At 66.5% G+C, this 21,624-nt stretch carries 23 protein-coding genes; 9 read left to right on the top strand and 14 right to left on the bottom strand.

Translation table 11 applies throughout. From position 1 onward, the window contains the following. The first annotated feature begins 127 nt into the window (after positions 1-127). From DRW48_RS13740 to DRW48_RS13730, 3 genes are all read left to right on the top strand, one after another. Positions 128-649 (top strand): c-type cytochrome, encoded by a 522-nt coding sequence (locus DRW48_RS13740; protein ID WP_114076923.1) that lies wholly within the window; start codon positions 128-130, stop codon positions 647-649. Between the two features lie 63 nt (positions 650-712). Then, positions 713-2,473 (top strand): pyrroloquinoline quinone-dependent dehydrogenase, encoded by a 1,761-nt coding sequence (locus DRW48_RS13735; RefSeq protein WP_114076922.1) that lies wholly within the window; start codon positions 713-715, stop codon positions 2,471-2,473. A 70-nt stretch (positions 2,474-2,543) separates the two neighbouring features. After that, complete coding sequence (locus tag DRW48_RS13730; protein ID WP_114076921.1) at positions 2,544-3,380, top strand: substrate-binding periplasmic protein; 837 nt, start codon at positions 2,544-2,546, stop codon at positions 3,378-3,380. On the opposite strand, the gene DRW48_RS13725 is transcribed toward DRW48_RS13730, so the two are convergent. The 4 genes from DRW48_RS13725 to DRW48_RS13710 form a co-directional block, all read right to left on the bottom strand. Further along, a complete protein-coding gene (locus DRW48_RS13725) occupies positions 3,381-3,986 on the bottom strand; it encodes a hypothetical protein (protein WP_114076920.1) in 606 nt (201 codons plus the stop codon). Between the two features lie 213 nt (positions 3,987-4,199). After that, the gene (locus tag DRW48_RS13720) at positions 4,200-4,985 is read right to left on the bottom strand and encodes an anti-sigma factor family protein (RefSeq protein ID WP_114076919.1); all 786 of its coding nucleotides are present in this window, start codon (positions 4,983-4,985) and stop codon (positions 4,200-4,202) included. Next, the gene (locus DRW48_RS13715) at positions 4,978-5,505 is read right to left on the bottom strand and encodes a sigma-70 family RNA polymerase sigma factor (protein WP_114076918.1); all 528 of its coding nucleotides are present in this window, start codon (positions 5,503-5,505) and stop codon (positions 4,978-4,980) included. Before DRW48_RS13715 ends, DRW48_RS13720 begins: the two co-directional genes overlap by 8 nt. 41 nt (positions 5,506-5,546) lie before the next feature. Next, complete coding sequence (locus tag DRW48_RS13710) at positions 5,547-5,906, bottom strand: COG4315 family predicted lipoprotein (RefSeq protein WP_241963282.1); 360 nt, start codon at positions 5,904-5,906, stop codon at positions 5,547-5,549. Between the two features lie 189 nt (positions 5,907-6,095). On the opposite strand from DRW48_RS13710, the gene DRW48_RS13705 reads away from it, so the two are divergent. The 6 genes from DRW48_RS13705 to DRW48_RS13680 all read left to right on the top strand — a co-directional run bounded on the left by DRW48_RS13705 (position 6,096) and on the right by DRW48_RS13680 (position 11,189). Beyond that, positions 6,096-6,626, top strand: coding sequence for an RNA polymerase sigma factor (locus DRW48_RS13705; protein WP_199286111.1), 531 nt, complete (start codon positions 6,096-6,098; stop codon positions 6,624-6,626). Then, complete coding sequence (locus DRW48_RS13700) at positions 6,619-7,404, top strand: anti-sigma factor family protein (RefSeq protein WP_114076916.1); 786 nt, start codon at positions 6,619-6,621, stop codon at positions 7,402-7,404. The genes DRW48_RS13705 and DRW48_RS13700 overlap by 8 nt, the downstream gene beginning before the upstream one ends. Positions 7,405-7,523: 119 nt before the next feature. Continuing rightward, entirely contained in the window at positions 7,524-8,726 is a 1,203-nt protein-coding gene (gene sorA, locus DRW48_RS13695) for a SorA family sulfite dehydrogenase catalytic subunit (RefSeq protein WP_114076915.1), read from the top strand. A 7-nt stretch (positions 8,727-8,733) separates the two neighbouring features. Further along, positions 8,734-9,042: a SorB family sulfite dehydrogenase c-type cytochrome subunit gene (gene sorB, locus DRW48_RS13690; protein ID WP_199286110.1), complete on the top strand. Its 309-nt coding sequence runs from the start codon at positions 8,734-8,736 to the stop codon at positions 9,040-9,042. Between the two features lie 504 nt (positions 9,043-9,546). Beyond that, the gene (locus DRW48_RS13685; RefSeq protein ID WP_114076914.1) at positions 9,547-9,966 is read left to right on the top strand and encodes a CopG family transcriptional regulator; all 420 of its coding nucleotides are present in this window, start codon (positions 9,547-9,549) and stop codon (positions 9,964-9,966) included. 29 nt (positions 9,967-9,995) lie between these two features. Beyond that, positions 9,996-11,189: an extracellular catalytic domain type 1 short-chain-length polyhydroxyalkanoate depolymerase gene (locus tag DRW48_RS13680; RefSeq protein ID WP_114076913.1), complete on the top strand. Its 1,194-nt coding sequence runs from the start codon at positions 9,996-9,998 to the stop codon at positions 11,187-11,189. A gap of 218 nt (positions 11,190-11,407) precedes the next feature. On the opposite strand, the gene DRW48_RS13675 is transcribed toward DRW48_RS13680, so the two are convergent. The 10 genes from DRW48_RS13675 to DRW48_RS13635 form a co-directional block, all read right to left on the bottom strand. Beyond that, positions 11,408-12,625 (bottom strand): aminotransferase class V-fold PLP-dependent enzyme, encoded by a 1,218-nt coding sequence (locus DRW48_RS13675; protein ID WP_114076912.1) that lies wholly within the window; start codon positions 12,623-12,625, stop codon positions 11,408-11,410. Between the two features lie 11 nt (positions 12,626-12,636). Then, positions 12,637-12,798, bottom strand: a complete 162-nt coding sequence (locus DRW48_RS16015) for an ATP-binding cassette domain-containing protein (RefSeq protein WP_162784777.1) — start codon at positions 12,796-12,798, stop codon at positions 12,637-12,639. A gap of 109 nt (positions 12,799-12,907) precedes the next feature. After that, complete coding sequence (locus tag DRW48_RS13670) at positions 12,908-14,350, bottom strand: amidohydrolase family protein (RefSeq protein ID WP_114076911.1); 1,443 nt, start codon at positions 14,348-14,350, stop codon at positions 12,908-12,910. Then, positions 14,347-15,756 carry an ABC transporter substrate-binding protein gene (locus DRW48_RS13665; RefSeq protein ID WP_114076910.1) on the bottom strand — a complete coding sequence of 470 codons (1,410 nt, stop codon included), beginning with the start codon at positions 15,754-15,756 and terminating at the stop codon, positions 14,347-14,349. Before DRW48_RS13665 ends, DRW48_RS13670 begins: the two co-directional genes overlap by 4 nt. Beyond that, a complete protein-coding gene (locus tag DRW48_RS13660; RefSeq protein ID WP_114076909.1) occupies positions 15,753-16,754 on the bottom strand; it encodes an ABC transporter ATP-binding protein in 1,002 nt (333 codons plus the stop codon). Before DRW48_RS13660 ends, DRW48_RS13665 begins: the two co-directional genes overlap by 4 nt. Then, positions 16,751-17,734, bottom strand: coding sequence for an ABC transporter ATP-binding protein (locus tag DRW48_RS13655; RefSeq protein WP_114076908.1), 984 nt, complete (start codon positions 17,732-17,734; stop codon positions 16,751-16,753). The genes DRW48_RS13660 and DRW48_RS13655 overlap by 4 nt, the downstream gene beginning before the upstream one ends. Continuing rightward, positions 17,731-18,612 carry an ABC transporter permease gene (locus DRW48_RS13650; RefSeq protein ID WP_114076907.1) on the bottom strand — a complete coding sequence of 294 codons (882 nt, stop codon included), beginning with the start codon at positions 18,610-18,612 and terminating at the stop codon, positions 17,731-17,733. Before DRW48_RS13650 ends, DRW48_RS13655 begins: the two co-directional genes overlap by 4 nt. After that, the gene (locus DRW48_RS13645) at positions 18,609-19,574 is read right to left on the bottom strand and encodes an ABC transporter permease (protein WP_114076906.1); all 966 of its coding nucleotides are present in this window, start codon (positions 19,572-19,574) and stop codon (positions 18,609-18,611) included. Before DRW48_RS13645 ends, DRW48_RS13650 begins: the two co-directional genes overlap by 4 nt. A gap of 49 nt (positions 19,575-19,623) precedes the next feature. Beyond that, positions 19,624-21,177, bottom strand: a complete 1,554-nt coding sequence (locus DRW48_RS13640; RefSeq protein ID WP_241963281.1) for an ABC transporter substrate-binding protein — start codon at positions 21,175-21,177, stop codon at positions 19,624-19,626. A gap of 44 nt (positions 21,178-21,221) precedes the next feature. Next, positions 21,222-21,617 (bottom strand): VOC family protein, encoded by a 396-nt coding sequence (locus DRW48_RS13635; RefSeq protein ID WP_114076904.1) that lies wholly within the window; start codon positions 21,615-21,617, stop codon positions 21,222-21,224. Positions 21,618-21,624: the final 7 nt, after the last annotated feature.

Genomic DNA, 21,624 nt, shown 5'->3' with positions numbered 1-21,624 from the left:
ACGGGTCCTGTCCGTACCACGCGCTGCATCGACTCCGTCCCCTTTGCGTCCATTCGCGCAGAGGCGCCGCGTCGTCCAATCACTCCGGTGCCCGTGGTACGTGCCGGACTGCCAGTAAGAGGTTAAGATGCTCGCTCAACTTTCCCGACCGAGGGCCGCCCTGGCCATCACGTCATCGCTGGCGATGACGCTCGGGTCGATGTGGCCCGGTGCCGCAGCCGCGTTCACGGCCGATCAGGCGAGCGCGGGCAAGACGGAATACACGTCGCAATGCGCCCAGTGCCACGGCCTGCGCCTTGAGGGTCTCGAGGCGCCCGGCCTGTTCGGCCAGGACGTGATGGGCAACTGGGACACTGCCGGGGGACTCTACGAGTTCATCTCGGTCGCGATGCCGCCGGCCGCGCCGGGCCAACTGGGCGAGGCCGCCTACCTGAACGTTGTGGCATACATCATGGAACAGAACGGCGCGAAAGCCGACGACAAGGAGCTGACGGTGGCGGATGCAGGCGCGGTCAGCCTGGTCGCGGCGACCAAGGACGGCGCCACCGCCATGGCTGCCGCCAATCAGGAAACCGCCATCGAGGCCGGCGACACGAATGTCCCCCAAGCCTTCACCTGGGGCAAAGAACTGCCGCAATTCAAGCAATAACGCGTTCCTGGCAGTGCCCTCGCCGCCTCGTGCCGCGACCTGCCTGAAGGAGAGACCCTGGACATGCTGAACCTTCGCAAGCACCTGCTGATCGCCTCGACCGCGCTGATCTGCGTTGCCCCCGGCGCCTTCGCCCAAAGTGTGCTGGACAAATACAGCCCCGTCACCAGCGAGATGCTGACCACCCCACCCAAGGGCGAATGGCTGCAATGGCGCGGCGATTATTCCAACACCGGCTTCTCGCAGTTGGACCAGATCAACAAGGACACGGTCAAGAACCTGGAACTGGCCTGGGCCTGGCCGATGGCCGACGTCGGCATTCAGGAAACCGTGCCGCTGATCCATGACGGCGTGATGTTCCTGCAAACCTCAAACGGTATCGTAGAGGCGCTGGACGCCAAGTCGGGCGACTTGCTGTGGACCTATCGCCACGTGCTGCCGCAACTGCCGGAATCCTGGTCCTATCAGGCCAACCAGGCGCGCCGTCAAAAGAACTCTATCGCGCTCGCGGGCGACAAGGTCATCCTGACCACGCCGGACGCAAAGCTGGTCGCGCTGGACGCCAAGACCGGCAAGGTGTCCTGGGAAAAGCAGGTCCTGGACTGGCAAAAGGGCTATTCCTACACGGTCGGCCCGCTGATCGCGGGTGACAAGATCATCTCGGCTATCTCGGGCTGCTCGATCGCGGGGACCGCAGGCGGCTGCTTTATCATGGCGCACGATCTGAACACCGGCGAAGAGTTGTGGCGCTTCAACACCATCAACGATCCGGACAACCCCAAGCAGGGTGAAAGCTGGGGTGAGGTTCCGCCCGAGAACCGCTGGGGCGGCACGCCGTGGACCACCGGTTCCTACGATCCGGAACTGGGCATGACCTATTGGGGCGTCGGGATGCCCGGCCCCTATGCCGAACTGATCCGCGGCTCGGCCGAAGGCAAGGTGCTCTACACCAACTCGACGCTGGCGCTGGACGTGAACACCGGCAAGCTGAAGTGGTATTACCAGCACCTGCCCGAAGATAACTGGGACCTCGACAGCCCGTTCGAGCGGATTCTGGTCGATCAGGACGTGGACGGCGCCGAGCACAAGCTGCTGATCTCGGTTCCCGGCAAGAACGGCATCGCCTTCGCCCTCGATCGCGAGACGGGCAAATACCTTTGGCACAAGGACACCGTGTTCCAGAACGTCGTGACCAAGATCGACGATGATGGCACGGTGCATATCAACCGCGATCTGGTTCCGACCGCCGTCGGCCAGCCCGTCCATGCCTGCACCTCGGTCTCGGGCGGCAAGCTGTGGCAGGTCGGCTCGTACAGCCCGCTGACCCAGACCTATTACGTGCCGCTGACTGAGGCATGTAACGACGTGACCCCGACCCAGTCAGAGTTCACCGCCGGTAACGCGGTCGGCTCGGTCAAGTTCGGGCCGCGCGTGCTGCCGGAGGGTCAGGACAAGGCGGGCCTGTTCGAGGCGCTGTCGATCAACCCGACACAGGGCGATCACCTGTGGCAGCACCGCCAGCGCGAGGCGCCGACCTCGTCGGTGCTCGCGACTGCGGGCGGTCTGGTGTTCGGCGGAGACGCTGCGCGATACATCAAGGCCTTTGACGACAAGACCGGCGACGTGCTGTGGCAGCAGCGGCTGAACGCACCGATCGGCGGCTCGCCCGTCACCTACGAGATCGATGGCGAGCAGTATCTGGTCGTGCCGACCGGATATTCGAACTCGGCCTCGACCATCTCGTCGGCCTTCCCGGAGATGCCGCTGCCGAACGGCACCGGCAACTCGATCTTCGTGTTCAAGCTGAAGAAGGACGGCCAGTAACGCTTGCGGCCATTACGCGAAGGGGCGGGGGCTGCGGCCCCCGTTCCGGTTGGACGGAAGGGGTTTCAAGATGAAGACCTGGTTTGTGGCCGGCCTGCTGGGCCTTGGCATCGCGACCTCGGCTTTCGCGCAAAGCTACGGCGTGCCGTCCGAATTGCTGAACAACACCCGCCGGCTGGAGGGCGACACGCTGCAGGTCTGCACCGACGTCACCGGCAAGATCGGCGCATTCGACCGCGAGGTCGCCACCGCCATCGCTGATGCGCTGTTTCTGAAGGTGAATTTTCACGAGGGTTTCGGCGGCTTTCCGACCAGTGGCGACGGGTTTCTGGACGAGTTACAGATCGCCATGACCAACACCTGCGACATCATGATGGGCATGACCGTGCAGGAAAACTCGCCCTTTCCCGACTGGGCGGTGCTCAGCCGGCCCTATGTCAGTCTGCCCTATCTGTTCGTGGTGCGCGACGATTACAAAAGCTTCGCGGACGTGCCGCGCGAGCGAAAGCTGGGCACGCCCCTGTCCTCGATGGGCGAGCGGGTGTTCATCACCTGGAACCAGCAGCAGCCCAAGGACCGCCGTTACATCCGGCTGCCCTATGCGGACATGGACCTGATGACAAAGCGAGTCGCCGATGGATCGATCGCGGGCATGCTGATCTGGGCGCCGGTCTACTCCGATCTGCGCAAGTCGAACCCCGAGGCGGCCTCGCTGCATCCCATCCCGATTGCGCCGGTACCCGAGACGGTGACGCGGGTCGGCATCCTGATGAAGGCGCGCGACACCTATCTGCGGACCCAGATCGACCAGGCAATTGATGCACTGGTTGCGGACGGCACGATTGCCGGGCTGATGGAAAAGTTCGGCTACGCGGGCACGCCGGGCGACGCCAAGGGCGTGCAGTAATCAGACCAGCCGCAGGGCCGCGAGCAGCGGCTTGATGTCAGGAAACCATCCGAGGACCAGCAGGATCGCGGCAGCCGCCATGCCGATGCCTGACAGTTTCCGCCAGCGTTTTGCCAGCCGCGGAAAGATCGCAAGCAAGGCCCATCCGGCCAGAAGACCGGGAAAGGGCAGCACACCGATGGCGATGGCCCCGATGATGACGCGTTGCAGCGTATCGATGCTGGCGAGCACCGCGTAGCCGCCCGTTCGGGGCAACATCTGGTGCAGCGGCGCCCGCGCCAGATCCAGCAGCGGGACGAGTGCCAGCAGCAGGGCAAAGCTGACCAGAATCGTCGCGAGGGGCCGCAGCCGTCCGAACCAGGTTCGGGCGGGGGAATATGGCGGGGGCTGGACCCAGCTTGCTTGAAAGGCGATGGTCAGGAACACACCCGAGACCAGCAGGTGCCGGAACGGGTTAAGGGTAAGCCAGCCTTGCTGGCGCGGTCGCGGATCGCCCGTCAGCGTCAGGATCGCCGCCAGAAGAAAACCCTGCAGACAAGCGTAAAACAGCGCCGCGACAATCCGCAGGATGATCTGCGACATGGTCAGGTCATAGAGAAATACCATCGAGCCCGTCCGGCTGTTCGATGCCGAGGCTATGCCCAGAAGTCCGGGGATAGTCCATTGAACTGCGCAGGGCGGAGGCAGGGGCGGACTACGGGGATGGGACGCACCCGGTCAGCCCCCCTGACGAGTCGGCCTGCCGTGCCATTCCCGCCCCGTGCCGAAAGGCCCATCAAGGCAAGTCTGCGCTACTTCGACCTCGCGCCGCCCGCTGCTTCAGATCAACTGCTCATAAGCCGCCAGTGCGATCCGCCGCAGGTCCGAGCGCGGGACGGTGCCGACGACCGCATAGCTCAGATCGCGGTCCATCCAGTAGAACCCCTGGGTCGGCCCCTCTTGCGCGAACTGGAAGGCGGTCGTGGTGCTGGCGCCCTGGGGCGCGACGTAAAGCGTGATCCGCTGTCCGGCGGCGTTGTCATACATGTAGAGCGCGGCTGGCCCCTTTTCGGACGGCACGATACGTCCGCCCATCAACGTGAAGCCAACGGCGGCGAAGTCCGGTGGGCGCATCTGGTGGCCAAGGCGCTTGGACATCCAGGTATTCAGGTGATCAGCATCCGAGGCGGCGACCTCGACCGGGTGCGCGACCTCGACGACATAGGTGTCGTAGGCCCGCATGGCGTCGCTTGCGAGCGTGTGCGCCGCGGGACGGGACGCGGCCAGATCGCGCGCGAACCAGCCTGCGCCTACGCCGAGCGCCAGCGCGGCAACCGTCGCGGCGATCTGCCAACGGCTCGTCCAAGGGCGGCCGCCCGTCCTTGTCACATCCTCAGCCTCGGCGCGGCGAATGACATCGGTCAGGCGCGTCGGCACGGGTTCGCGCGCCACGGCCTGATAGAGCGCGGCGAGGGCGGCATCCTGTCTCTGCCATTCAGCGAGGGTGGCGCGCGCGGCGGCATCACCAGCCAAGCGCGCGGCGATGGCGGTCGCCTCGGCCGGGGGCAACGAGGCAGAGGCGTAGCCCAGCAACTCGTGGTCCGTCAGGGCGATCTGCTCACTCATGTCTGGCACCCTGGCTTGGCCCCCTTGTCTCTGTCGGCCCGGCGCCGCGGCCGGTCAGCACCCGCAGCGTCGCGCGAGCGCGCGCCAGTCGCGACATCAGCGTGCCCTTTGGAATGTCGAGAAGGCTGGCCGCCTGATCGAAGCTGTTACCCTCCAGCGCCACGATGACCAGCGCCTCGCGCTGATCGCCGGGCAGGCGGGCGAGCGCGTCCTGCACCTCGCGCAGGGCGAGTCCGGCTTCCTGCCCGCCGGGCTGAGCGGTCTCGAACGTCAGGTCGTCGATGGCCACAAGATGGCCGGGACCCGGGTTCTGGCGTTGCAGATCGCGGTAACGGTTGATGAGGATGCGGAACAACCAGGCCTGAACCGGGCCGTCGCCGCGCCACGAATGGCGCTTCGCAACGGCCCGTTCCAGGCAATCCTGCACCAGATCATCCGCCCGGTCCGGATCGCGCATCAAGGCCCGGGCATAGCGCCGCAGCGCAGGGATCGAGGCCTCGATGTCTTCCAGGACCGTCATGCAGCGGGCTTTCTGGCAGGGCGATCACTTGCGGACGAAGGTCAGGGACGCGCGACGTGCCAGACGTCCTTCAGCCCGTCACCCTTCACCTCGCCCGCGGCGGTATCCTTGACGAAGGTGTAGAGCGGCATGCCCTTGTAGGTCCACTGCTTCGTGCCGTCAGCACGGTCGATGATGGCAAAGTCCCCCTCGGCCTTGTCGCCCGCGTCGGCGACGGCGGCCGGCCAGTTAGCGAGGCAGTCGGCATCGCAGTTGGACACGCCCTTGGTGTCCTTGTCGAAGGTATACAGCGTCATGCCCTCGGCATTGGTCAGCATCGCGCCGCCGGTGCCTTCGGCGGTCTTGGGCGCCGCGGCCAGGGCACTGCCCGCCGCAAGGATCAGGGCGAAGGAGGAGATCATCAGGCGCTTCATCGGTATCACTCCCGTTTGGGCGATGCGGCGATTTTCGCTGCATCTGGTTAGGAATGACGGGGCACGGCAGGAAATAATCCCTGGGTGGGAAAATAATTCCCGGCGTGGCGCTCCGTCACAAAGGCGGTGCGTTCCGGCCCGCATGCGTCTAGCCTCCCCGAAAACGGAGGCCGGTCAGTGCTGGATGCCGATCAACGCCGAATGCTGACAGCCGCCGGTGGCACGCTGTTCGGCTATGCGCTGGCGCTGACGCGCAACCGCGAGCAGGCGATAGATCTGGTCCAGGATTGCGTGGTCCGGGCGCTGGCGGGCCCATCGGCGCCGGACAACGAGCGTGCGTTCCGAGGCTGGCTCTTTGCCATCGCCCGGAACAGCTGGGTCGACCAGCTCCGCGCGTTCCGGCGTCAACGCGCGCTGCAGGACGCGGTCGGTGAGGCCAGCCCCGTCACCGACGCGCTTTCCGATGGCGCCGTGACGCAACTGGCGGTGCGCGAGGCGTTCCTTTTGCTCTCGCCTGATCACCGCGACGTCCTGGCGCTCGTTGATATCGGCGGCTTCAGCTATGACGAGACCGCGATCATGCTGGGCATCAACCGGGGAACGGTCATGAGCAGGGTAAGCCGCGCGCGCGCGGCACTGGCCACGCTGCTGTCCGATTCCAGGGTGGTGGAGTTTCCCGGGCGGAATCGGCGGGCCGGTCATGGCTGAGCCATTGTCCCCCGCAGACCGGGTCAGCGCCTATGTCGACGGCGAGATGACGCGGCAGGAGGCGGCGGAATTCGCCGCCCAGATCGCGCGCGAACCAGCACTGGCCCAGACCGTGGCCCGATATCAGGCGATGCGTGCGGGTGTTGCGGCCCTCGGGCGCGAAACCGTAGTGATCGCCCTGCCGGGGCAACCGCAACGGCGCTTGCCGATCCGCGCCGCGACTGTCCTTGCCGCCGGTCTGGCGGCTTTGGCAGTCGGCGGGCTCTGGTGGGCGCAGCGGGACATGCTCACCGCGACGGCCATTATCGCGACTGCGCAGGACGCGGATACGGCGGCCATGGTCGCGCAGTTCGAGGCGACAGTCGCAGGAGGCGCCCTGCCGTCTTCCGGTCCGGCGCCTGCACTGCCGGACTCTATCACCGATCTGATGCAGGCGAATGGTCTGCGACAGGCGGCGGCGTCAAACCTCGCGCTGCCATCGGGCGGGATCGCCACGGCACGCGATTTCGTTGGCACGCACCGGTGCCATGTCGGCATTTTCTCGCGTCCAGCCGCCGCGGGAACGGCATCGGGCCTGAAGCTCACGGATGATGGCCGGACGCTGCTGGCCGACTGGGCCGAGGGTGGCACCGAGTTTACCCTCATATCGCGCTCGATGGCCCCGGTCCGCTTTGCCACCCTCGCCATCTCGCTGCACCGCGCCTCGCGGGCACCTGACCAGTCCCACCCCGACCTGGTGCTGGCACTGACCGAGGCGCGGCAGTCCTGCCTCGGCTGATCACCACAAATATTTCGACCGGCCGGGAATAAATCCGCCCCCTGAATCGTCTTTTGTCATGTCGCGCCATCATCGCGCCAAGTCCAAAGAGCAGGCGCCGCGCTCAACGGGAGAAAGTCATGTTCACCAGACGACAGATGATCGCATCCGCGGGGGCCGCCAGTGGCCTCGCGCTGTTGGGCGGCACGCCATCCTTCGCCGAAGCCGTGAACCTCGGCTTCGAGAATGGCGAGCGCCAGCTTGTGAGCTATCCCGGCAAGCGGCCGCTGCTGGGCCTAACCGCCCGTCCCCCGCAGCTGGAGACGCCCTTCAGCATCTTCAACGACGGCGTGATCACCCCGAACGACGCCTTTTTCGTGCGCTACCACCTCGCCGACATCCCGACCGAGATCGACCCCGAGGCATTCCGGCTTGAGGTCGGCGGCAAGGTCGCGACCCCTCTGTCGCTGTCCCTTGCCGACCTGAAATCGCAGTTCGAGCCGGTCGAGGTCGTTGCAGTGCATCAGTGTTCCGGCAACAGCCGCGGTTTCGTCGACCCGCGCGTCGCGGGCGGGCAGGCAGGCAACGGGCTGATGGGCAATGCCCGCTGGACCGGCGTCTCGCTGAAATCCGTCCTCGAAAAGGCAGGCGTTGGGGAGGGCGCGGTGCAGGTGGCATTCGACGGCCTGGACGGCCCGGTCCTGGCCGAGACGCCCGATTTCACCAAGGCCCTGGCGGTGGAGCACGCTCTCGACGGCGAGGTGATGCTGGCCTGGGCGATGAATGGCGAGGACCTGCCCTGGCTAAACGGCTTTCCGCTGCGTCTGGTCGTGCCCGGCTATTACGGGACCTACTGGGTCAAGCACCTGAACCAGATCACGGTGCGGGACACGCCGCTCGACTCCTTCTGGATGACCAAGGCCTACCGCATCCCGGACAACACCTGTGCCTGCGTCGAGCCGGGCACCACGCCCGCGCACACGGTGCCGATTGCGCGGTTCAACGTCCGGTCCTTCATCACCAACAAGGTGAATGGCGATGTTGTCGCAGCGAACGCCCCTCTGGCCCTGCGCGGCATTGCCTTTGACGGCGGCTACGGGATCACGGATGTGAGCCTGTCGGCGGATGGCGGCGCGACCTGGACACGCGCCAAGCTGGGCGAGGACCTTGGCAAGTACTCGTTCCGCGAGTGGACGCTCGATCTGCCGGTCGCGTCGGGCGACATCGCCCTGATGGTGCGCGCCAGCAACCGGATCGGACAGACGCAACCGATGGAGGCGCTGTGGAATCCGGCCGGCTACATGCGCAACGTCGTGGAAACCACCCACGTCAAGGCAGCCTAGGGAGGTGATGATGAAAACGCTTGGACTGGCCCTGATCTCCGCTTGTGCCCTGGCTGCCCCCGCGCTCGCCGCGCCGGTCACCTATGACCTGCCCTCCGAAAACGAGACCGCGACGCTGCGGCCCGGCGATGGGATGGACGTGGCCGAGGCAAACTGCGGCACCTGCCATTCGGCTGATTACATCGAGTACCAGCCCCCCGGCAAAGGCGCCAAGTTCTGGGACGCCGAGGTGCACAAGATGATCGCCACCTATGGCGCGCAGATCACCGAAGAGGACGCCGCCAAGATCAGCGCCTATCTGGCGGCGCAGTACTGATCCGAACGCGCCGCCGGGAAGCTGGCGGCGCGATTGTGTTTCGCGAGGGAGGGCTTGGCGGGCTCGCGGATACAAGAGCCCTCGGCTGACATAGTCTTTTGGTGTCTTGGCGCCGTCGCGGGATGACTTTTCTTCGCGGAGTTTCGTTGCCCGGTCAGCCTTCAGCGAGGGGGCCGGCCGCTTTTGACGCCGTTGCGGACCACGGGAATCACCAAGCTCGGGGCGGCCGGCGCTGTCGTGCAGCAAATTACGCCGATCTCCCTTGAATTAGCGAGGAATGCGACAGCGATGCGTACGCGGCGGGCCCAAGTTGCGCCCTGTACGATTAACCTACCGCTTTTTGCCGCAGCCAGCATCCCGAGAACGGCGCCTCTGCCGGGAATGCTCGGTCGCCAGTGCCAAAGCGGTACCTCGCGAGTCTAACAAACTTTCTAGGTTCCAATCCTTGCCGCCAGCCAAATGCCATCTAAATACCATCCATGGAGATGGTGTAGGGATGGCTGGATGTCGGACAAGGTGGTTCCTCTACGCGAGCGCGGCGGGGACAGTGAAAAGATCACGATCAACCTCGGCTACGTCGATCTCGGGCGGATCGACCTGCTGGTGCAGGAGGGGTTCTTCTCAAACCGCACGGATTTCATCCGGACCGCCATTCGCAGCCAGTTGCGCCAGCAGTCCGACGAGGTGGCACGCTCGGTCGACCGCCACATGCTTGAGGTTGGGCTGCTGGAACTGAATTCGGCCCGGCTTGAGGCGGCGCGGGCTGCAGGTGAGATGCTGCAGGTCAAGGTGGTGGGCCTCGTGCGCATCGCTGCCGACGTCACACCAGAACTTGCGCTGCAGACCATCGGCTCGCTGACCGTGCTCGGCGCGCTGCAGGCGAGCCCCAAGATCAAGGCCGCACTGGCCGAACGGATCAACTAGCCGCCACGGCGGCAGGAAAGGAACACATAATGCGTACTGATCACGTCGCGGAGATCCTCCGCGCGACCGGCTCGCTGCGCTCTGGCAACCCGGCTGGGGTGACCGACATTGTCCGCAACGCACTCGCGATTGCGGGCCTGCCGGGGCCGGCTACTGCTGGCGCTGAGGGCACTTCCGCCCTTCATGTTACGCCGCAAACCACAGCGGCCCCACGAGTTGGCCGCCCCCCGCGGATCGCCCGGCTGCGCAAGCCGCTGGGAGAGGTCGTGCGCACGCTGCGCGCGGGCAAGCCGGGGCTGAAGCTGGACGGTCTGCCGGGCCTGCCTCGGCCCACGCCGGCCCCCGATCTGCCGCTGCCGGAAGGCGCGCAATTCCTGGACCTGCGCCATGTCTGCCCGTCGGGCGCCCGGCGCTATCGCCTGTATATCCCGTCGCGCGCGGACGAGGGGCTGCGGGGCCTTGTTGTCATGCTGCACGGGTGCACGCAAACGCCCGAGGACTTCGCCGCGGGCACCGGAATGAACGCCTTGGCGGAAAAGCATCGCCTGCTGGTCGTCTACCCGGCCCAGACCGGTGGCGACAACGCCATGTCCTGCTGGAACTGGTTCCGGCCCGAGGACCAGCGGCGCGGCGCCGGTGAGCCGGCGATCATCGCCAGCCTGACGCATGAGTTGCGCGCCCGCTACGCCATCCCGGAGGACCGGGTGTTTGCCGCTGGCCTATCGGCCGGCGGGGCGATGGCGGCGATTCTGGCCGAGACCTACCCCGAGCTTTATGCGGCGGTCGGCATCCACTCAGGCCTCGCATATGGTTCGGCCAACGACACCATGTCCGCATTCGCGGCCATGCGCGGGCAGCCGGCTGTCGTGCGAATGCCGTCGCCTAATGCCCGGACGGGCGCTGCCCAAGGCCCGAGAGTAATCGTGTTCCAAGGCACCGCGGACTCCACGGTCCACCCGTCGAATGCCGCGCGGATCATTGCCGGGAAGGGTGCGGTCAAGGCCTCCCCTTCCGCACCCTCGGGCGGGACCCGTGGCTACATCCGTTCGGTGGCGAAACGCGCTGACGGGACGAATGCCGTGGAGTGCTGGATGATCGACGGCGCGCAACATGCCTGGTCCGGAGGCAGTTCGAGCGGCAGCTACACCGACCCGACCGGCCCCGACGCCTCGGCGGCCATGGTGCACTTCTTTCTGCAAGGCAGAAGCGACGCGCCCGCGTGAGAGTCGGCGGTGTCCAGCCCGTCACCGTCTAAACTTCTCGCTTTGGAGGAATGGCGGCGTCGAGCCCGACGCCGTCCCGCCTGCCGCCTTTGAAGAAGGGCGACGGCAATGAGACTGCCGCCTCCCATCGCATTTGGAGAAAACCGGCCCACCAGGGCCGGCTTTCATTTTGTCCGCATCGAGGCCGCCGCCCTCGCCGCAATTGGCGAGCGTAAAACCTAACCCTCGATCGCCTTGCTCATTCCGGCGATGAATGCCTCAACCTCCTGCGGCGTGTTGTAGTGCACCAGCGACAGGCGCAGCAGGCCGCCATGTCCCGTCTCGCCCAAGGTTTCGACCAGCCGGCGCGAGTGGAAGTCGCCGTGGCGGACAGCGATGCGATCCTGATCCATGATGCGGCAGAGCGCATCCGAGTCCTTGCCGCTCACCCGCAGAGCCAGAGTCGGCAGCCGGCGAGAGTCGGGGTTGGAGGTCGGTCCGATCACATGCACATCGTTCCGTGACGCCGCCCAGTCGAGCAGGCGGCCGGTGAGACCGTCCTCGTGACGGCGAATCGCGTCAAAACCCGCGACGATACCGGCCCGTCCCGGCGCACCGCCGATCCCGGCAAGATAGTCCCGTATCGCCACAGCCGAATAGGCGCATTCATAGGACGGGTTGCCCGGTTCCAGCTTGCCGGGCACGCGGTCGCGGCCGTAGAAATAGTGGGAGAGCGTCTCAAGCTCCTCCAGCAGGTCGTAGCGGCCGTACATCGCCGCATAGTGCGGCCCGTAGGTCTTGTAGAGGCTGAAGACGTAGAAGTCCGCGCCCAGCGCCTGCACGTCAATCGCACGATGCGCGGCGTAAGCCACGCCATCGACAACCATCCGCGCGCCAGCCGCATGCACGCGCCGGCCAACCTCGGCCACGTCGTTGACCCAGCCGAGGATGTTCGAGGCATGGGTCACGGCGACCAGCCGCGTCCGCTCCGACAGCAGCGCGTCGAGCGCGTCCATGTCGAGCGGCGTTCCATCGGCCGCCGGCTGCCAGCGGCGGATGGTCACGCCGAACTCCTCCAACCCCATCCAGGGACCGATGTTGCTCTCGTGATCGCCCATATGGACGATGATTTCGTCGCCGGGCGCGAAGGTGTGGCGCATGGCGCGGGCCAGGTTCTGGAGAAGAACAGTGGTCGAAGGACCAAACACGATTTCCTCGGGCCGGGCGGCGTTCATGATCTCGGCCAGGGCGTAGCGTCCTTGGGCGAGGGCGTCGGCCGCGGCTTGCGACACGGCATAGGTGCCGCCGATCTGGACGTTCCGCTCGAACAGGAACTCGGTCATCCGCGCCACGACCCCGCGCAGAATCTGACTGCCGCCGGCGTTGTCCATCAACGTCCAGCCGCGCGAAAGGCCGGGAAATTCTGCCCTTACGGCGTCAAGGTCGAGCGATTGCATCACGGCTCCTGTCAGTGGTCCAGAACAGCGGAAAGGAAGTTGCGGGTCCGTACCTCGCGCGGCTTGCTGAAGATCTGAGCCGGCCGGCCTTCTTCGACGATGCGGCCCGCCTCTGTGGGCAAGAAGCGGTCGGCGACTTGGCAGGCAAAGCCCAATTCATGCGTGACGATCAACTGGTGGCGCCCATATGGGCGCGACGGCGGATCACGTCGAAAGCCTCGCTCACCATCTCGGGTCAAGCGCACCGTTGAACGTTGTTGGTCCGGATCAAGGTTTGGCCTCCTATTCTTGGGCCGCACCAAGGCGCAAATCCCAAAAGCCATCTGGCAGCTTGTCCAGACCCTCGCCATTCGCCCGCGCGAGCATGGTGCGTGCCTCGCGCATGGCGTCGGCGGCGACTGCCTGCTCGTCCACGCCCACCGCTTGCCCGCCCTGCAACCGGACCACGCCGTCGATCATCACGAAATCGACGTCGTTGCCATTGGCAAAGCAGATCGCCTGGGCCAAGGGCATGAGCGGTGGTGCGATATGGGGCCGGTCGAGCCGGACCAGGATCAGGTCCGCGGCCTTGCCGGCCTCAAGCGAGCCGATCCGGTCCTCCATTCCCAGTGCCTTTGCGCCGGCCCGGGTGGCCATCTCCAGCGTCTTGCCGGGTGGCAGGAGGGCCGGGTCGCGGAAGTGCCGGCGGTGGTAGTGCATGGCCTGCTGCATGTGGCGGAACATGTCGGCCGAGCGGTCCGGCGCCGTCGCGTCCGACCCTAGCGCCACGGTGACGCCCGCCGCCATCAGCTCGGTCGCCGGACAGCGGCCGAGGATCGACGCCACGGCCGAAGGGTTATGCGCAATCGTGGCGCCGGTTTCGGCCAGCGTAGCGATCTCGTCAGGGTCGAGGTCTGTCGCGTGCGACAGCAGGGTGCGCGGCCCCAACAGACCCAGCGATGCTGCGCGGCGGACCGAGCCGCGCGTGTGGCCGTCCTGGGTAAAGACCAGCCCCCGGTCCTCGGCCGCGGCGCGCGTTTCTTGTGCCTGCGCGCAGGCGTCGGCGAAAATGACCGGGTCAAGCCTCTGCTCGTGCTCGTCGCGCAGGGTCGGATAGATCAGCGCGACCGACAGCGTTCCGCTCCCATGCCAGCGATCTGCGACACCACAGGCGGTTGCCAGTTGTTGCTCGAAACTGACGTCGTAACGCTCGGCGCGGTCATCCTGCCACCGTGCGTAGGTGCGAGGATGGGGCGCGCGCGTGGGACCGATGGCGACCACGCTGCGGGTGCCGATGCTTGCGACGCCTTCACAATGGGCGTCGGCATAGGCCGGATCGTCGCTGCGCATGATCGTGTCGCCGCCGCCCAGCAGCGATACGCCGCAAGTGACGCCAAACCGCAACCGTTCCAGGGCGGCGAGGCGCGCTTCGGCCTGCCAGAACTCAGGAGTCGAAGCGACCGTGTAGGCAGCCTCGCACAGGGCTTCCCACCGCTCGCCATCGCCATAGGCGAGGGTTTTGATCAACCCATGCCCGGCATGGGCATGCACGTCGATAAGGCCCGGCAGCATAAGCTTGCCTGTGGCATCGATGCGTTGCGCGTCGGGAAAGCGCGCCTCGGCTTCGGCGCGGGTGCCCACAAATGCGATGCTGTCACCCCCGACGGCGAGGCCGCCATCGTCGATGACGCGGCGCGCGTCGTCCATCGTTGCGATCGTCGCGCCAAGGATCAGGGTGATGCTCATGGCAGGCGTGGCAGCGCAGCAAAATCGGGCACGGCGTCCACGGGCAGCGTAAAGCCGGGGTGATCGCCGGCAAGGCCGGTCACGCGGATGGGATTATAGAGCGTCAGCCATGGCGGGTCCTGCTGCATGGCGGCGCAGGCCTGGGAATACAGGGATGCGCGGGGACCGGGGGCTGGTGTGGCGCGCGCCCGGTCGATCAGCGCCTCGACGGCCGGGTTGCTGAAGCCTTGCCACCATGAGCCCGCGACCCGGCTATCGATCTTTTCGTGCATCACCCGGAAAGTGGATAGCGGCGAGCTGTCGAAGACGGCGAGATCGCCAATCTGCTTTTTCCTGACCGAATGGGCGTAGGCGGTGCGGTCCTCGGTCAAGGTTACGTCGAGTCGGATGCCGACGGCGGCGAGCTGCTCGGCCAGGACGGCTGTAAGGCGCTGAGCCTCGTCGGGAAGGCGGGTGGGGCAACTGACAGTCAGGGTTAGTCCGTCCGCGTGGCCCGCCTCGGCGAGGAGGCGCCGCGATGCCTCGCGGTCGGGTCCGGTTTGTCGGGGCGCAGGGCCACCGAAATGCAGCGGGCTGACGATGGCGTCGAGCCGCTGCGCGCCGCCCGCCATGACCCGGGCGACGATCTGGTCGCGGTCCAGTGCCAGGTCGATGGCCCGGCGCAGCCGGGGGTCGGCCAGCGGGCCCTGCGCTGCGTTCATCAGGTAGATGATCGCGACCGGCACCAGGGTTTCGACGCGCGTGAAGCCTCGGGGCAGGGTGCTGTCCCAGGGCAGGTTGGTCGCGACGGCGGCCTCGCCTGCGAGCAGGCGTTTCAGACGCCGCCCCGCATCTGGCTCAGCCCGCAAGGTCAGGGAGGCGTTCGGCGCGTCGCCGGTCGCCTCCAGCCGCACTTCGTCCTGGGCGGCGGATGACAGGCGATAGGCGCCGCTGCCGACCAGTGCTTCGGTCCGGCCATCGTCCAGCGCAGGCAGGCAGCCCGGCGCAGCGATAAAGCCTTGTACGAGAACATCCAGCAAATCCGCCATGGGGGCGGGCAGGCGCAGCACCAGCCGATCGGCCGCGGGAGTTATGACCTGCAGGTCGCCGAGATACTGCCGCCAGACCGCAGGCGCGCCCAGGGTCGCGCCCCGGTCGGGCCGGGCCATCCGCTGCAGCGATGCCGCCACCGCAGCAGCGTCAACCGGGCTGCCGTCATCGAAGCGCCGATTCGGCACAAGCTCGAACGTCCATTCGGTCGCGTCGTCGTTGCAACTCCAGGCGCGCGCCAGTCCGGGTACGAAACCATCCGGGGTCCGGCGCACCAGCGTCTCGCAGATCGCGCCGAGGATGCTGAGATCGTCAGCCGCATCCGTGCAGTCGTGGGGGTCGGTGACCTCGACCCGGCGTTGCAGAATGAGGCTCATGTCTTGTCCCTTTCCGGCTCTTCCAACAGATGGCAGGCGACGGACTGGCCGTCGCCGGCGTCGCGCAACACCGGCCGCTCGGCTGCGCAACGGTCCCAGGCAAAGGGACAGCGTCCGCGGAACACGCAGCCGCTGGGCAGTGCGAGGGCCGAGGGCACCTCGCCCCGTGGCGCGGGCGCGGGTTCCCGCCCTGGGTGGATCGAGGGCGCCGCGGCAAACAGAGCGCGCGTATAGGGGTGACGCGGACGGGCGAATAGCCGATCCTTGGGTGCCGTCTCGACGATCAGGCCCAGATACATGACCGCGATGCGGTCGGCGATGTGGTGGATAACGCCGAGATCATGGCCAATGAACAGGTAGGAGAGGCCGAATTCCTGCTGCAAGTCCTTCATGAGGTTGAGGATCTGCGCTTGCACCGACACGTCGAGCGCGCTGACCGGCTCGTCCGCGACGATCAGTGCAGGATGCACGGAGAGAGCGCGGGCGATGCCGATGCGCTGCCGCTGTCCGCCCGAGAACTGGTGCGGAAAGCGCCGGCCCTGCTCGGCCGTGAGGCCGACCCGGTCCAGCAGGCCAACTGCACGCTCGCGCGCCTCGGCCGGCTCGACGCCCTGCGCGCGCATGGGTTCGGCCACGATGTCGCGCACCCGCTGGCGGGGGTTCAGCGAGGCATATGGGTCCTGAAAGATCATCTGCATGCGCGCACGGTGGGGCAGCAGCGCCCGCTGGCCCAGATGCGAGATGTCGGTGCCATCCAGGAAAACCTTGCCAGAGGCAGGCTCATGCAGGCGGGCGATGGTGCGCGCCACCGTGGACTTGCCGCAGCCTGACTCGCCGACGAGGCCCAGGACCTCGCCGCGGGCCAGCGTGAAATCCACCCCGTTGACGGCGTGGACCGTAACTGGCGGACGGCCGATGCCGAGCCGGCCCAGCAGGCTGTCGCGCAGTTTGAAACGCTGGTGCAGGCCGCGCACCTCGAGCACGGGCGCCGCGGTCATGTCGCCTCTCCGGGAGAAAGGGGGAAATGGCAGGCAGCCGACTGCGCGCTGCGGACAGGCGCAAGAGGTGGGCGCTCGGTCAGGCAGCGTTCTGCAACGCGAGGGCAGCGTCCGGCAAAGGCGCAACCCGTTGGCAGCGCGCGCAGATCGGGCACCGTGCCGCGGATCTGGCGCAGGCGCGTCTGGGGGTTTGCGGGGTCGGGAATCGAATCGACGAGGCCGCGGGTGTAGGGATGTGCAGGCGCATCGATCACGGCCCGGGCGGGGCCGGACTCGACCACGCGTCCGGCATAGAGGACCGAGACGCTGTCCGCCGTCTCGGCGACGACCGCCAGATCGTGGGTGATCAGGATCAGCGAGGCGCCCTGATCGCGCACTTGTCTGCGCATCAGTTCCAGGATCTGGGCCTGGATGGTCACGTCCAGCGCCGTCGTCGGCTCGTCCGCGATGATCAGCCGGGGTCCTGCCAGCAGGGCGATGGCGATGACCACGCGTTGACGCATCCCGCCGGAAAACTCGTGCGGATAGGCCGCCAGGCGCTCCTCGGCGCGCGAGATGCCGACGCTCTCCAGCATGGCGACTGCCCGTGCCCGCCGCTCGCGTACGGTCAGGTCCGTGTGCAGGCGCAGCATCTCGTCCATCTGGGCGCCGACAGTCTGCACCGGATTCAGTGAGGTCATGGGGTCCTGAAACACCATGGCAATCTGGCGGCCACGCACCCTGCGCATCTCACGCTCGGACAGCCGGGTCAGGTCGCGCCCGTCGAACAGGACCTGGCCGCCCTCGATGGCGCCGGGCGGATCGATCAGGCCGAGGATCGAGTAGCCGACCACAGACTTGCCGCCGCCACTTTCACCAACCAGGCCCATGATCTCGCCTTGGGCCACGTCGAAACTGACGCCCGCCACCGCCGGCACAGCGCCGGCCGCGGTGTGAAAGGTCGTGCGCAGATCGCGCAGGCTGAGGAGGGGCGCGCTCACCGGAGCCTCGGGTTCAGCGCGTCGCGCAGGAAATCGCCCAGCAGGTTGATGCCGAACACCATTGCCATGATCATCAGGCCGGGAAAGACGCTAACCCACCACAGACCGGAGAAGAGGACGTCAAAGCCATTCTTGATCAGCAGGCCGAGGGATGGCTCGGTGATCGGCACGCCCACGCCGAGGAAGCTGAGTGATGCCTCGATCAGGATGAACGTGCCCACCTGGATCGTGGCGAGGACGATTACTGGCGTCAGAACGTTGGGCAGGATGTGCTGACGCAGGATCGCGAAGTCGGGCAGGCCCGCCACCCGCGCCGCCGCAACGTAATCGCGCCGCGCCTCGCTCAGCGTTGCGCCGCGCACCGTGCGGGCGTAGACGACCCAGCCGACTGCGGTCAGCGAAACCATGACCTTGTCGGCGCCGTTGCCGACGGCGCTCATCAGGAACAGCGCGATCAGCATGGACGGAAAGCTGAGTTGCACATCGGCGATCCGCATCACGACCGCATCCAGCCAGCCGCCGAACCACCCTGCGGCGATGCCGATGGCGGTGCCGATGGTCATTGCCGCGAGGGTCGCGCCAACGGCGATAAAGGCCGAGCTTCGCGCCCCGTAGAAGATCGAGGAGAGCACGTCCCGGCCCTGTCCGTCCGTGCCCAGGGGGAAGCGCGGGTCAGAACCAGTCCAGCCGATCGGCGGCTTGTAGGCGTCCAGCAGGTCGAGCGTCAGGATGTCATAGGGGTTCTGCGACGCGATGGTCGGTCCGAACAGCACCACGAATACCGAGAACAGCGCCAGCACCGCCCCCAGCAGCGCGGGCGGATTGCGAAGGATGTCGCGGAACAAATCGGTTCCGCGCGTCGGCTCGGCGATGGTCATGTGGCGCGGATCCGCGGATCGAGGATGGGGTACAGCATGTCGACCACGAAATTGATCAGGACGAACATCGTGGCGACCAGCATCAGGTAGACGACGATCACCGGGCGGTCGGCCCTTGCGATGCTGTCGATCAGCAGCTTGCCGATGCCCGGCCAGGAAAAGATCGTCTCGGTGATGGTGGCAAAGGCGATCAGATCGCCGACCTGCAGGCCAAAGATCGTGACCACGGGCGACAGCGCATTGCGCAAGCCGTGACGCCAGATCACGCCTTGGCGGGAGACCCCCTTGGCACGCGCAAAACGCATGAAATCCTGGCGCATGACCTCCTGCATGCCTGCGCGGGTCATGCGCAATAGGATCGCCGTCGTGGACAGCGACAGCGTGACTGCGGGCAGGATGACATGCGCCAGCCCGTCGCGCGTCGCGATCGAGATCGGCACGCCGAAGACGTCCACCGTGTCGCCACGCCCGGAAGAGGGCAGCCACCGCAACTGGACCGCAAAGACCAGGATCAGCATCATTCCCACCCAGAAGCCGGGAAGCGAGATGCCGAGCAACGAGCCGGTCATGACGGTGCGGGACGATGCCGCCTGGGGCCGGGCACCGGCGTGCACACCCAGCGGGATCGCGACCAGCAGGGCTACGACAATCGCGACGAACACGATCTCTAGCGTCGCTGGCAATCGCTCGAGAATCAGGGACAGGGCCGGTTGGCGAAAGACGTAGGAGACGCCGAAGTCGCCTGACAGCAGGTTGCCGAGAAAGCGCAGATATTGCACCGGCAGCGGCTGGTCGAGGCCGAGGCGCGCGCGCGCTGCGGCCACGACCTCGGGCTGGCTGTCGATCGGTACCAGCATGAACACGGGATCGCCGGTGAAGCTCATCATCAGAAAGACGATGAGCGTCACGGCGAGCAGGACCAGAACCGTCTGGACGAGGCGGCGGATCAGATAGGCGAGCATGCGCGTGTCCGGTCGGAGGTTGCCAGGTAGCCTGGGGACGCGGGTTGCGTCACTCGGCTACGTCCATTTCGAAGGCCCAGACATACTTGTCCCGCCGCGGCTCGAATGTGACGCCGTCGCGCACCCCGTAGATGTCCTGCTCGTAATGCAGCGGGATCATCGGTATGTCCTTGAGCAGCAGCGCGGTCGCGTCCTTCAGGATGCGGTCACGCTCGGCCACGTCGGCGGTCGCGTTGGCCGCGTCGACGAGCTTGTCGAGTTCCGGGTTGGAGTAGCTGCCGCGATTGACCTGGCCGTAACCCTTGTCGTTGTCGCGCGAGTAATAGAGCGTTTGGTACATCGCGCCGGCGTCGGCCGAAGGCACGTTCCAGCCGGACATGATGAAGCTCGATTTCTCTGACGGGTTGCGGATGTAGCCCCAGAAGTTCGATTTGGGCATCAGGTTGAGGTTCACCTTGATCCCGACCTTGCCCAGCATCGAGGCCATGGCCTGCGCGATCTGCGCATCGTTGACATAGCGGTTGTTGGTCGCGTCGAGCGTGATTTCGAACCCGTCGCCGACGCCCGCTTCCGCCAGCAGCGCCTTGGCCTTTTCCGGATCGTACGGGTACATCTTGTGGAAGTCGGCATCGGGCAGGTAGCCGACCGACCCCTCGGGGACGAATTGGTCCGACGGGGTCGAGAATCCGTTCATGATGACCTTGCGGATCGTCTCGATGTCGATCGCCTGGGCCATGGCAGCGCGGACACGCTGGTCCTTCAGCGGGTTCGTCTCGAGCGGGATGGTGGGCGACTTGTCACGAAAATCGAGCGCCAGCACCATGTTGTTGAGGCTGGGCACCTCGACCACGCTGAAGCCGTTCTCGCCCTTGACCCGATCAACGTCGCGGACCGGCAGGTCGATCACGAGGTCCAGCTCGCCCGTCAGAAGCGCCGCGGTGCGGGTGGCCGGGTTGGTGATCGGCCGCAGGGTGACGGTGTCGATCTTGGGCTTGCCGCCCCAGTACTCGGGGAAGGCTTCGAGGGTGATGTGATCCTCTTTGGCCCAGTCCTCCAGCTTGTAGGGCCCGGTGCCCAGGGGCGAGGCCGTCTCGGCGTCGGGGCCGGCGCCCGCGTTCTTTTCACTGAGGATCAGGATCTCGGCCAGCTTGTTGGGCAGTGTGGCAAAGGGCGAGGGGGTCTTGATCTCGACCGTGTGGTCGTCAACGGCCATGACGCTGGCGACGTTCGCCCCCAGCTCGGCCATGTTGGTGTCCTTCAGGCGGTTGAAGGTGAACACCACATCCGACGCCTTGAAGTCTTCGCCGTTGTGAAACTTGACCCCGGGCCGCAGCTTGAAGCGCCAGGTGGTGGGATCCACGATCTCCCAGCTCTCGGCTAGGCCGGGCACGAACTTCAGATCGGCGGTCCGGCGGACGAGAGGGTCGTAGATGTGGTAGAACAGGATGGTGCTGTTCAGTTCCTCGCCGGCCTGAGGGTCGACGACGCTCGCGTCCGAGGTCATGCCGATCGTTAGCTCCTTGGCGCAAGCGGCCCCGACGGCAAGGGCGCTGACGCCCAGTGCCAGCATTCCGGCACGCCACAGCGGTAGCATTCTGGTCATTGGTCGTCCTCCCTTGGCGGCCGGGTCTGTGCCCGGCTCTGTTGTCACGCGCCCGGACGGGTCGCGGTCTGGACCTCGATCTGGTAACCTTCGGGGTCGTTCATCACGAATGCGCGGATGCCCAGGGCTTCGCTCTGGGACACGGGGCTCAGGCCCGGAACGTGGTGGGCGTCGGCCCAGGCGTGCCACGCGTCAACGTCGGGCACGCGCAGACAAAGCTGCACCGGCTTGACGTCCGCCGCGCGGTGCATGCCGCGCGCCTCGTCCACCAGTCCGACATGGGCGCCGTCGGCGATACGATAGATCCGCGACCAGCCTTGGTCGATGGCGAGCGGCAGGCCGACCACGTCCTCGTAAAAGCGCGCGGCCGCGGCAAGATCACGATAGTAAAGGAAGGTGATCCCCAGCAAAGGCGGCGCGGGACGCTCGGCTTGCGACATACAACTT

Origin of the sequence: Paracoccus suum (genome assembly GCF_003324675.1) — a bacterium.
Lineage (GTDB): Bacteria > Pseudomonadota > Alphaproteobacteria > Rhodobacterales > Rhodobacteraceae > Paracoccus > Paracoccus suum.
The sequence above is the reverse complement of the archived record's forward strand: the minus strand, read 5'-3'. Positions and strand labels throughout refer to the sequence as shown.